The organism is Thiorhodococcus drewsii AZ1, assembly GCF_000224065.1.
Classification (GTDB): domain Bacteria; phylum Pseudomonadota; class Gammaproteobacteria; order Chromatiales; family Chromatiaceae; genus Imhoffiella; species Imhoffiella drewsii.
In genome coordinates, this window is the sequence record NZ_AFWT01000009.1 from 111,724 (window position 1) to 123,701 (window position 11,978).

10 protein-coding genes are annotated in these 11,978 nt (G+C 63.3%); 2 read left to right on the top strand and 8 right to left on the bottom strand.

Annotation, left to right across the window (positions count from 1 at the left end; genetic code table 11):
* Positions 1–147: 147 nt before the first annotated feature.
* From THIDRDRAFT_RS07970 to THIDRDRAFT_RS07980, 3 genes are all read right to left on the bottom strand, one after another.
* The gene (locus THIDRDRAFT_RS07970) at positions 148–1,584 is read right to left on the bottom strand and encodes a sensor histidine kinase (protein ID WP_007040325.1); all 1,437 of its coding nucleotides are present in this window, start codon (positions 1,582–1,584) and stop codon (positions 148–150) included.
* Positions 1,581–2,255, bottom strand: a complete 675-nt coding sequence (locus THIDRDRAFT_RS07975; protein WP_007040326.1) for a winged helix-turn-helix domain-containing protein — start codon at positions 2,253–2,255, stop codon at positions 1,581–1,583. The genes THIDRDRAFT_RS07970 and THIDRDRAFT_RS07975 overlap by 4 nt, the downstream gene beginning before the upstream one ends.
* A 136-nt stretch (positions 2,256–2,391) precedes the next feature.
* A complete protein-coding gene (locus THIDRDRAFT_RS07980; RefSeq protein WP_007040327.1) occupies positions 2,392–3,924 on the bottom strand; it encodes a DegQ family serine endoprotease in 1,533 nt (510 codons plus the stop codon).
* A 240-nt stretch (positions 3,925–4,164) separates the two neighbouring features.
* Here THIDRDRAFT_RS07980 and THIDRDRAFT_RS25545 point away from each other — a divergent pair, with 240 nt between their 5' ends.
* Together THIDRDRAFT_RS25545 and THIDRDRAFT_RS07990 are read left to right on the top strand one after the other, a co-directional pair.
* Positions 4,165–4,497 (top strand): hypothetical protein, encoded by a 333-nt coding sequence (locus tag THIDRDRAFT_RS25545; RefSeq protein ID WP_007040328.1) that lies wholly within the window; start codon positions 4,165–4,167, stop codon positions 4,495–4,497.
* A gap of 567 nt (positions 4,498–5,064) precedes the next feature.
* Complete coding sequence (locus THIDRDRAFT_RS07990) at positions 5,065–7,497, top strand: bifunctional diguanylate cyclase/phosphodiesterase (protein ID WP_007040330.1); 2,433 nt, start codon at positions 5,065–5,067, stop codon at positions 7,495–7,497.
* On the opposite strand, the gene glcF is transcribed toward THIDRDRAFT_RS07990, so the two are convergent.
* The 5 genes from glcF to THIDRDRAFT_RS08015 all read right to left on the bottom strand — a co-directional run bounded on the left by glcF (position 7,482) and on the right by THIDRDRAFT_RS08015 (position 11,905).
* On the bottom strand, positions 7,482–8,723 hold the full coding sequence (glcF, locus tag THIDRDRAFT_RS07995) for a glycolate oxidase subunit GlcF (RefSeq protein ID WP_007040331.1): 1,242 nt from the start codon (positions 8,721–8,723) through the stop codon (positions 7,482–7,484). The genes THIDRDRAFT_RS07990 and glcF overlap by 16 nt on opposite strands.
* A gap of 8 nt (positions 8,724–8,731) precedes the next feature.
* Positions 8,732–9,817 carry a glycolate oxidase subunit GlcE gene (gene glcE, locus THIDRDRAFT_RS08000; RefSeq protein ID WP_007040332.1) on the bottom strand — a complete coding sequence of 362 codons (1,086 nt, stop codon included), beginning with the start codon at positions 9,815–9,817 and terminating at the stop codon, positions 8,732–8,734.
* 138 nt (positions 9,818–9,955) lie between these two features.
* On the bottom strand, positions 9,956–10,564 hold the full coding sequence (gene ruvA / locus THIDRDRAFT_RS08005) for a Holliday junction branch migration protein RuvA (protein ID WP_007040333.1): 609 nt from the start codon (positions 10,562–10,564) through the stop codon (positions 9,956–9,958).
* Between the two features lie 3 nt (positions 10,565–10,567).
* A complete protein-coding gene (gene ruvC, locus THIDRDRAFT_RS08010) occupies positions 10,568–11,116 on the bottom strand; it encodes a crossover junction endodeoxyribonuclease RuvC (RefSeq protein ID WP_007040334.1) in 549 nt (182 codons plus the stop codon).
* Positions 11,117–11,155: 39 nt separating this feature from the next.
* Positions 11,156–11,905, bottom strand: a complete 750-nt coding sequence (locus tag THIDRDRAFT_RS08015) for a YebC/PmpR family DNA-binding transcriptional regulator (RefSeq protein ID WP_007040335.1) — start codon at positions 11,903–11,905, stop codon at positions 11,156–11,158.
* Positions 11,906–11,978: the final 73 nt, after the last annotated feature.

Sequence of the window (11,978 nt, forward strand, 5' to 3'; positions counted from 1 at the left end):
CGCTCTGATCGAATTTGATTCCAAACCATCCATTGGAAATCGACCAAGCCGGTTAAAATACCTTATTCGAGACTAAAGCGCACGCCCCGCGTTCATTTTCTGTTTCGGCGCTCTAATATACGTGTACCAGCGAACGGCGGCCCACGCTCATCCAATCTTTAGCAGTGATCGCTCGAAGCGCAGAAGCACACGTAGACCTGGCCCATTGTCTTCCAACTCGATGGTCGCGTGATGAATCTGGACGATGGCACGCACCAGACTCAGCCCCAGCCCGCTGCCAGGCGTCGAGCGGCTGTCGTCGATGCGAAAGAAGCGGCGAAAGACCTGTTCGCGCAATGCGCTAGGAATACCCGGCCCATTATCCGAGACCAGCACCTGTATTTCGTCGGCCGTCTCGACGACCTCAAGGCTCACCCGACCTCCGGTCGGGGTGTACTTGATCGCGTTGTCGACCAGATTGGCGAATGCCTGAAACATCAGATCGCGATCCCCGAGCACATGTGCCGGCCCGGTCTGAGTCAGGATTAGAGACTGATCCCGCTCGGCCGCGACCGGCTCATAGAGTTCAACCACATCCTCGATCAGCGGCACCAGATCCAATGTCGCGAATGCGGAGCGACGACTACCGGATTCGATCCGCGCAATCCGCAACAGCGCATTGAAGGTCGTCAGCATCTCCTCTGCGTCCGAAATGGTCTCATCCGCCAATGCGCGAGCGGATCCGGCCCCCGGTAATTCGGCGCTGAGCAATTCGAGCTTGTTGCGCAGCCGCGTCAGCGGAGTACGCAGGTCGTGCGCGATATTGTCCGAGACCTGACGCACCCCGGCCATGAGCACCTCGATTCGCTCCAGCATTCGATTGAGCGAGGCCGCCAACTGATCGAAGTCGTCGCCGCTCCCGCTCAACGGAATGCGCCGCGAGAGATCGCCTTCCATGATCTCGCGACTGGTCTGATTGATGGATTCGAGCCGCCTGACCAAACTCGCGCTCATCAGCCAGCCACCCAGCAGGGCCAATCCGGCCGTGATGGCCAGACCCCAGCCAAGCGCTTCAAGGATCACCGATCGAATCGCCTCCAGGTCGCGCACATCGCGTCCCACCAGCAGCCGCAACCCACTGCGCAGTCGGAAGACCTGGGCGCGCGCCTCATGCTCCTCCGAATGATCGGGTCCGCGCTCGCGCAGATGAAAGCTGATCCAACCCTCGGTATCCGGTAACTCGACCGGCCAGCGGTCCAAATTGCCGACGATGCGGTGCAGGTCGCCGTCAACGAGCAGATAGACGCTGGAGCCCACCGGATCGCGCGCCACACGTTCGCCGATCACGGCGGTGAGCCCAGTCAGACCGCGTTGACGGTATTGCTCGGCGAGACCGCGGATCTCGGCCTGAATGGTGGCCTCGATCTGACGATCCATGTAGCCGGCAGTCGACCAATAGATGAATGCCAATAGGATGGCGACCGAGACGCCGAGCAGAAAGACGTAGAGCAGCGCCAGCCGAAAGGTGGAACTGCGCAGGATGCGAGGGGTGCGCGAGCGCAATTCGGCCCAGGCACCGATGATTGCGCGCGCGGGGGACGTCATTCGGCGCGCAGCATATAGCCGGCGCCGCGAACGGTATGCAGCAAGGGGGCGCCAAAGCCTTTGTCGATCTTGCCGCGCAAGCGGCTGATGTGCACGTCGATGACGTTGGTCTGAGGATCGAAGTGATAGTCCCAAACCTGCTCCAACAGCATAGTTCGAGTCACGACGCGCCCCGCCTGCTGCATCAGGCATTCGAGCAGACGAAACTCGCGCGGCTGAAGCTGAATCGGCTGGCCGGCACGCTGAACCTCGCGCTTGAGTAGATCCATTTCCAGGTCGGCGACGCAAAGACGCGTCGCCGGGGCCTCGGTCGAGCCCCGCCGCAGCAACACCTCGACGCGGGCCTGGAGTTCGGAGAAGGCGAAAGGCTTGATCAGATAGTCGTCGCCGCCGGCACGCAAGCCCTCGACCCGGTCATCGACCTCGCCGAGGGCACTCAGGAACAGCACCGGCGTACGATTACCAGAGGCACGGAGGGTGCGCACGATGCCGAGCCCGTCGAGACCCGGCAGCATACGATCGAGGATGAGGATGTCATAGTCACCGCTGGCCGCCATCAGCAACCCTTCACGGCCATCGCCGGCCAGATCGACCACAGCGCCGGACTCCACCAGCGCCTTGCGCAGATAGTCCGCCATCTGACGATCATCTTCGACCAATAGGATATGCATCGACTCTCGACCTCCAACCTCAACCCACGAGAAAATGTCGAAAAGGCCCGTACACGGGCCTTTTCGACTCGAAATCGGGACATCAGGATGTCCCGACTCCTGCATCGCGGAAGCTATCGCTGTGCGCGACACGCGCTCAGGCCGTCAGCGGGACGGCCACGAACAAGGCCCGTCCACCGCGCTCGACCCGCATGATCACGGCCTTCTGCTTCTCGGCGCTCGCCTTACGCACCGCCGCCTGAACCTGCGCGGGCGAACTGACCGGATCCGCCCCCACCATCGAAATCAGGCTGCCGGGCTCGATGCCGGCCTCAGCGGCCGGACTACCGGGCTCGACCCTGGCGACCAAGACCCCGGAGCTCCCGTCGTCCAACCCGCGACGCATCCGGAGCTCGGGCGTCAAGGGCGCCAGATAGAGCCCCAGATGCGGATTCTCGCCCAACTGATCATCGGACTGGGACGCCGAGGCGACACGGCCATTGTCGGGCATGGATCCGACCTTGACGTCGATGCGAAGCGGCTTACCGTCACGCATGACATCCAATTCCATCCGGCTGCCCGACTTGAGGTCGGCCACCAATCTCGGGAGATCCTTGTAATTCTCGATCCGCTGACCGTCGGCACTCAGAATGACGTCGCCCGCCCGCAGATCGGTCACGCTCGCCGGTCCGCCCGGCACCACATCGGCGACCAGCACACCGCGCGCCTCGTCCAAGTCCAGACCAGCAGCCAAATCCTCGGTCACCGGCTGAATCTGGATACCCAGCCAACCGCGCTCGACATGACCATTCTCGCGCAGATCCGCGATCACATGACTGACCGTCTCCGCCGGAATGGCGAACCCGATCCCCACATTGCCACCGGTCGGCGAATAGATGGCGGTATTGACCCCGATCACCCGACCGCTGGTGTCGAACAACGGACCACCCGAATTGCCGCGATTGATGGCGGCATCGATCTGCAGATAGTCGTCATAGGGTCCGGAATGGATGTCGCGCCCACGCGCCGAGATGATGCCAGCATTCACCGAGCCGCCCAAGCCGAACGGATTGCCAACGGCCAGCACCCAATCACCGACACGCGCCTTGGCCGAATCGCCGAGTTCCACATAAGCGAGCGGATGATCCGTGTCGATCTTCAGGAGCGCCAAGTCGGTCTTGTCGTCCCGTCCAACGACCTTGGCCGTATGCGATGAGCCATCGTTGAGCACAACCGTGACCTGCGTAGCACCATCGATGACATGGTTATTGGTCACGATATAGCCATTCGGGTCCACCAGGAATCCGGAGCCTTGGCCCTGAATACGATGCGGGGCCCCCTGGACACGCTCGTCGAAATAGCGGCGGAAGAACTCGGGGAGCGGCATATTCTCGGGCATCCCCGGAAGACCGCGCACCACCACACCCCCAGTCTTCACCTCGGAGGTCACCTTGACGTTCACCACAGCCGGCGACACACGCTCTGCGACATCGGCGAAGCTGGGCAGCGCCATCGGCTGCCCCGTCGCCGAGTGAAGCGACACCGCCGGAGCCTCAGCGCGGACCATCATGGTTCCGCCCACCACCAAGGCCAAGGTCACGGCCGTGGCGATGGCCGTCCGCGCGACACGGCGGGGCGCGACAGTCTTACCCCTCCGCTTTTCGGGTTCAATCAATCGATTCGAAGTCATGCTCGCGCTCCTCGTGAAATCAGTTGAATTGGACTGGATGTCCGATCGGACAACACAACCCAAGACGTCCACATCAGGGAGCAGTATCCTGGCAACCGCATGTCGGCCAACTTAACGGATCCTTAACTTTCCGTTAGGGAGACCTCGCTCAGGGTACGGGAACCCCCGCCCCAAGCCGTTTATTCAAGAGTGGATGCGAAAAAGACGATCACGAGCGACCAACCAACACAGGGTCCAACCATGCATGCACGACACCCCCGCACCACCTCCTTCCATGTGATCGCGGGCATCCTGTTGGCAATCGCCCCAACCCTGAGCGGATGTCAGTCGGACGCTTCACGCAAGGAGGGGCAGACTTGCAACCTAGTCCCCGGAATGACCACAGAGCAACTGGCGGAATGCGGCTGCTTTCCCATCAAGGCAGGCGGGGGTTATTCGGTCGGACTGAGCCAGAAGGATCTCGACCAGCCCGTCCAGCAGATCAGTGTCGTCAACTATCTCTGCCCATCCAAGACCGCCGGCTTCACCAAGATCGTCGAAGTCAATGGCATCGCCAAGGAAGTCTTCCGCTGAACGCCCCAGATGCCGGAACGCATTCGCCGCAAGCCGAGATGTCCCGACGCTGTATAATAAGAAGTCTTGTCGCCGCACTCGACGCGGCCCCGAGCCTTGGTCTTTTTGACACGACCGATTAGACTGCGGTCCATTTGAAATCGCGCGGCACACTGCTAGCCAAACGCTTTCGCTGGATCCAGCGTGATCCGCAAGGGGCAGCATCAAGAGAAAAGGTGGATCGGCTGCCATTCGCACTGCGGATCGCCGCATCCTCAGGTCAGTGGCCAATCGCCCACGAAGCACCTCGGATCACGAACGCGCCCCTCAATGAAAAGAGACGCTATCCGGGTACGCGCTTGACGCACTACCCGGATGGAACCCGAATCCTCACCGATACCGGCCCCCTTTCCGGTCGACCCTGCGAGTGCGTTCAGCCAACGCATGGCGGCAACACCCGCTGCCATCGGATCTCCATTCGCGACCTGGACGACTGGGCGGCGTTAGGGCCAGCCGTCCAACCTACCTAATATTGAGCATGGAATATCCGCGATACCGGGCAATCAAGCCGCTTCAGGGCGAAACAGCATGAGAGATATCGAGCAGACCTCGCCCCCCCTCTTTCTCAGTCTGCGCTGGAAGGCGCTCATCGCCCTGAGCTTCATCCTCGTCGTGGTCAACGCCTCGCTCGCCTTTCTGGCCAATGCCCAGTCGATTCGACAGTTCGAACTCCAGCAAACCCAGGTCCGCGCGCAGCAAGCCCGGCAACTGCGCGCCATGCTCAATGAACGCACCCAGGAGATGTCCAAGCTCGCCAGCATGGTTTCAGCATTGGGTCCCGCAAACGCGGCCAATCTCACTGACAAACTCGCCAAGGCACTCGATGCAAATGGTGCGATGCTCGATCTGGAATGGGACATCCGCTCGGTCCATTGGATCGAGGCCGACGGCCAGACGCAGCTCTCCTGGCCGCCACGTGGTGCGGCCGAATTGCCGCGCGTGCTGCTGACCCGACTCGAGCACTCACCCGAGAGCACCTTCTCACTAGTCTCCTGCGAATTCGGCTGCGGTCAGTATCTGGTGGCGCCAGAACTCTGGGAGGGGCGCTTCGCCGGATCGCTGGTGCTGGAACGCTCACTTTCCGACGCCTTGCTGGCATTCAACGCCTTGACCGGCGCCGAGATCGCCATCGACCTGGACCAGAACGACCGACCAGCCGACCCGACATCACCAGAACAGGAAGCGGAACCGGTACCATCGTATCAGCTCAATTTCCCCGTCATCACCTATCCAGAACGCTCATTGCCGATCTTGCGGACCGCCTGGCCATCCCTGAGCAAGATGACGCTCACTCCGGCCCTGATCGAGATGGATGACCGGGAGTGGTTCGAGATCTACCGCATCAAAGGTCTGTCCGAGGGCGTCAGTGCCTATGTCATCAACGACGTCACGACTCAACAGGAGAGCATCCAAGATGCCTGGCACGACAGCCTGCTGATCGCGATCTTCGGACTGCTGCTGTCCGAGTCGCTCCTTCTGGTGATCATGCAGCCCCCGCTCTATCGACTGCGCGATCTGGCGTCCGCCCTGCCCCTACTCGCCGAACGGCGCTACGCCGACCTGCGCGCAGCCCTCGCGCCTTTCGTCCATCTGCATCTGCCACGCGACGAGATCGACCTCATGGTCGAAACGGTCGAACATCTGACCGACCGCATGGAATTGCTACAACAGGATCGGGAACAGGCGGAAGAGCAGCTCATCTGGCTCGCCGACCACGACCCGCTCACACGCCAGATGAACCGACACCGATTCAAGGAGGATTTCGCACGCGTGGTCGACCAAGCCATGCGCTTTGGTCACAGCGGCGCACTGCTATACCTCGACCTCGACGAGTTCAAGGACGTCAATGATCTCAGCGGACATCAGGTGGGCGACACCCTGCTCAAACGTGTCGCCGAACAGCTGAGCGGCATCGCCCAATCGAGCGACCTGCTGGCGCGTCTCGGTGGCGACGAGTTTGCCCTGGTACTGCCCGAGGCCAGCCCCGACGAGGCGATCGCCTGCGCCGAAACGGCACAGAAGGTCATCCGTGGCATCAACCTGCGAGAACAGGGCCGTCAGCACCGCATCTCGGCCAGCATCGGCATCGTGACCTTTCCGGAGCACGGACAGGACATCCCAGAACTCATGGCGAACGCCGACCTGGCCATGTATCAGGCCAAGGATCGCGGGCGCGGGCGCTGGCACCTTTTCTCACCGCTGGACCCGGGCCGCAAGCAGCTCAACGACCGCATCCTCTGGAAGGAGGAGATCGCCGAGGCCCTCCGCCAAGACCGGTTCGAACTCCATTTCCAGCCGATCATCGATCTGGCCACGGGCGCGCCCTGCCACATGGAGGCATTGCTGCGCATGCGCGACCGGGAGGGCGGCATGGTGTTCCCGGATCGTTTCATTCCCATCGCCGAGAAGACCGGCCTGATCCAGATCATCGATCACTGGGTTCTGAGCCAGGTGATCGAGGTCTTGGCCCGCTATCCAAGTCTTCGGATTGCGGTCAATCTATCCGGGAACGCCATGGTCGATCCAACGATTCTCAAGGAGCTTGAGCGACTGATCCAACTGCACGCCATCGACCCGGAACGCCTCTCGTTCGAGATCACCGAGTCGGTCGCGATCGACAGTCTCACCGACGCCACACGACTCATGAAGAGCATCCAGGAGCTCGGTTGCCGCTTCGCCCTAGATGATTTCGGCAGCGGTTATGCCTCCTACGCCTATCTGCGCCAGCTTCCAGTCGACTACATCAAGATCGACGGCGCCTTCATCCGCGACCTCCCCAACAATCGCGAGGACCGCATCTTCGTCAAGGCCATCACCGACATGGCGCACGGCATGGGCAAGCGTGTCATCGCTGAGTTTGTGGAAAACGCGGAGATACTCGACGTACTGGAGAACATCGGCGTGGACTGTGCTCAGGGCTACTTTTTCGCCCGTCCCGCGCCACTTCAGGATCTGGGATGATCGGGATCCGCACGGTTCGGATCCAGCAGCTCCAGCCAATGCACCACCGGGATCTCCGTCCCGGCATCGAGGTGCAGCTGACAGCCGATGTTGGCTGTGGCGATCACCTCCGGCGACCCGCTGGCCAGGGCCGACAGCTTATCGTCGCGCAACCGCAGTGACAGCTCGGGCTGGGTGATCGAATAGGTTCCGGCCGAACCACAGCAGAGATGGGCATCCGCAATCTGGGTCGGTACGAATCCGCAGCGGACCAGAATCGACTCGACGACCGAGCGGATACGCTGACCATGCTGCAGACTGCAGGGGGCATGAAAGGCCACCCGGCGACCGCCACCGGACACGCCGAGCGACGATAGATCCTCGACTCCGGCCAACAGCTCGGCCGGATCGCGGGCCAGCTCGGACACCTGGGCCGCCTTGACCGCGTAGTCCGGATCGTTGGCCAGAAGCTCGCCATACTCCTTCACCATGGCGCCGCAGGCACTGGCATTCACCAGAACCGCCTCGCACCCGGACTCAATCTCTGGCCACCAGGCATCGATATTGCGCTTCATGGCGTGAATCGCGTCCTCGCGGGCGTCCAAATGATGGGCCACAGCCCCGCAGCACCCGGATCCGGCCGGCTCGACGAGATCGATCCCGAGCCGATCCAGGATACGCGCGGCTGCAGCATTGGTCGCTGGAGTCGCAGCCGCCTGCACGCAGCCACCGAGGACCAGCACCCGTCGCCGACCGTGTGGACGCGGCCAATGACCGACCGACTGCGACCGTGGAACCTTGGCCCTCAAGGCGGATGGCAGCAGTGGCGACAGCAACCGCGCAAGACCAATCAAGGCACGGGCACGACCGGCATGCGACAGGACGAAGACGAGCCCGCGCCTCAGCCAGCGCTCGACCAGCGGTCGACGAACCCGTTCATCGACGAGATGTCGCCCGATATCCAGCAGGCGCGCATAGCGCACGCCCGAGGGGCAGGTGGTCTCGCAGGAGCGGCAGGTCAGGCAGCGGTCCAGATGGAGCTGGGTCACCCGCGTCGGGGTCTCGCCCTCTAGAACCGACTTGATCTGATAGATGCGACCGCGCGGTCCATCCAACTCGTCGCCGAGAAGCTGATAGGTCGGACAGGTCGCCGTGCAGAAACCGCAATGGACGCAGTTGCGCAGAATGGCGTCGGCCTCGCGACCATCGGCCGTGTCGAGGAGTTCAGGCAGGATCTCGGTTTGCATGGGCCGCCCTAAAACTCGGCGTAGAGCCGGCCGGGATTGAGGATACCCAGTGGGTCGAATGCCAGCTTGACGCGCCGATGGAGTCGCATGACAGTCTCCGGCAAGGGATGGAAGACGTCTCCGGAGCGATCACCGCCACGAAACAGGGTCGCGTGACCGCCGACGGCCGTGACCTGACGGCGGATCTCATCGGCCGACCGATCGCTACGCAGCCAGCGCTGACATCCGCTCCATTCGATCAGCTGATCGCCCGCGAGCGACAACGGCCCCACGGCCGAGGGCAGAGACAGCCGCCACAGCGGCCCCTCGCCGGCAAAGAAGAAATGGGCCTGATCACGGATCTGGTCGCGCCAGAGGGTCTCGGCGGCCGCATCGTCCAGAGGCTCACCACCGATCGACTCGGCCGCCGAACTCACGCCCAGCCGTGCACCCGAGAGACGCACCCAAAGCCGTCCGCCGTACCAAACGGTCGCGCTGATGGGCAATGGCTTGGCGGCCCAGTCAGTCATGCGCTCCAGCGCCTCCTCCACCCCGAGCTCCAACATCCGGGTGTGGGTGACGGCGGGACACGGCATCACCTTGACGCTAATGTCGAGCAGAATCCCCAGCGTTCCCATGGCACCGGCCATCAGCCGCGAGATATCGTAACCGGCGACGTTCTTCATGACCTCGCCACCAAACCTCAGCACCTCGCCGCGCCCAGTCAGGGCCCGCACGCCCAGCACCAGATCGCGCGGCGCACCGGCATGGGGTCGAGCCGGACCGCCGAGCCCGCTGGCGATCGCTCCACCCAGAGTCGCGACCGCCGCGCTCGCGCCAACGCGAAAACGGGGCGGCTCGAACGGCAGCCCCTGGCCATGCTCGGCCAGGATCTGCTCGATCTCATCGAGCGCGGTCCCGGCACGCGCGGTCAACACCAATTCCTTCGGCTCATAATTGAGGAGCCCCACGTGATCGGACAGATCGAGGGGCTCGCCTCGGGGAGTCCGACCGTAGAAGGATTTGCTACCACCGCCCACGATGGACAACGGGGCGCCATCCGCTGCGGCGGCCCGCACGCGCTCTCGAATCTCGGTTGTCGAATCCCTACTCAACGCCTCCTCCACTCGTACGATGACATGCGGTCGTCACGGCAAGGTGGAGGCTGCGATCGATTCGGACAAGTCGGCGATCCGGCACTCGACCTCACAGCCCGACGCGAAGCGCCGCCGGAAGAGCCGATGGCCCCGCCTTCAGGACGCGCTGACGGCGCGCAATGCGGCGCGGATGATCTCCTCGGAGGTCTTGGCGCCATCGTCGGCGGCACGGGCCATCCGAGTGGCGTCGGGCGGACGATAGCCAAGCGCGACCAGCGCGCTGACGGCATCGCCGAGCGCCTGATCCTGTTGACTGACGGGCGCCGAGGATGGCGCAAGAGCGACACCCAGGTCGCCCGACAGTCCGCCGAGCCGGTCGCGCATCTCGATGATGAGTCGTTCGGCTGTCTTCTTGCCGATACCGGGAATGCGGGTCAGCGCGGTCGCGTCTTCCTGCTCGACGCACTGGGAGAAGCGGGTCGCGTCCATGCTGGAGAGAATGGCCAATGCCATTCTTGCCCCCACGCCGGTCACCTTGAGCAGCAAACGAAAGAGGGCGCGCTCCTGCTCGCGCAGGAAGCCGTAGAGGATATGGGCGTCTTCGCGCACGACCAGATGGGTGACCAGCGTCACCGTTTCTCCAACAGCGGGCAGGTCGAAGAAGGTGGACATGGGGGCCTCGATCTCGTACCCGACCCCACCGACATCCAGCAGCAGCAGCGGCGGCTGCTTGAGAACGAGCTGACCACGCAGACGACCGATCATGACTCAGGGCCTCCAATCGCGCCAGGAGGCCGCCGCACGCTTGCGCGCCGGGATCCCCATCGAGTGGGCATGACAGAGCGCGATGGCGAGCGCGTCCGCCTCGTCTTCGGCGGGAAGATAGGACAATGCGAGCAGCACGCGAACCATCTGCTGTACCTGGGATTTCTCGGCCGCGCCGGTGCCCACCACCGCGAGCTTGACCGATTTGGGGCTGTATTCGTGAACGCCCATGCCGCCCTTGAGTCCGGCGCAGAGCACCGCACCTCGGGCCTGGCCGATCTTGAGTGCGGCGGTGGGATCGCGGGCGAAGATGAGCTGTTCGACCGCCATCTCGTGCGGTTGGTGCTCGGCGACGATCTCCGCCACCTGATCGAAGATGAGCCCGAGCCGATCGGGCCAGGCATGCTCGCCCACTCGGATGCAACCGCTGGCGACGCACACGCTGCGGTGCCCGTCGGTATCGATGACACCGAAGCCGGTCGTCCGCGATCCCGGGTCGATTCCCAGGATGCGGTGACGCAGCTCGGCGGTCCCGGTCGGTCGATTCAGCATCGGCGAGACCGGCAGGACGGGCGCTCGGCTCGACCCGGATCAGACATCCAACGCGGCCATGATCTCGTCCGAAATATCGGCGTTATGGTAGACCTCCTGCACGTCGTCCAGGTCCTCCAGCATCTCGACCAGCTTCAGCAGCTTCTCGGCCGTCTCCTGATCGAGCTCGGCCTGGGTCGAGGCGTTGTAGGTGATCTCGGCGACCTCGGTGTCGAATCCGGCCTGGGTCAGGGCATCCTTGACTGCGGCGAACTCCTCGGGCGCGGTGACGACATCGAGCGATCCGTCGTCGTTGACGACCACGTCCTCGGCACCGCCCTCGAGCGCGGCCTCCATCACGGTATCCTCGTCCGTGCCGGGCTGGAAGCTGATGACGCCCTGCTTGGTGAAGAGATAGCTGACCGATCCGTCCGTCCCCAGATTACCGCCGCGCTTGGTGAAGGCGTGGCGGACCTCGGAAGCGGTGCGGTTGCGATTGTCGCTCATGCAGTCGACCATGATGGCGACGCCGCCCGGACCATAGCCCTCGTAGCGGATCTCCTCGTAGTTGTCGCCCTCCATGCCACCGGCACCGCGCTTGATGGCGCGATCGACCGTGTCGCGCGGCATGTTGGCACCGAAGGCCTTATCCATGGCGAGCCGGAGTCTTGGGTTGGCTGCGGGATCTCCGCCAGCCTCACGGGCCGCGACCGTGACCTCGCGGATCAACTTGGTCCAGACCTTACCGCGCTGCTTATCCTGCGCGGCCTTGCGATGCTTGATATTGGCCCATTTACTGTGACCGGCCATGGGAAGGATCTCCTCGTATGTGATGCTGTCTGGCGCCTCGCGCCGCAAGAGGTTGGCACGCAGCTGGGGGGAC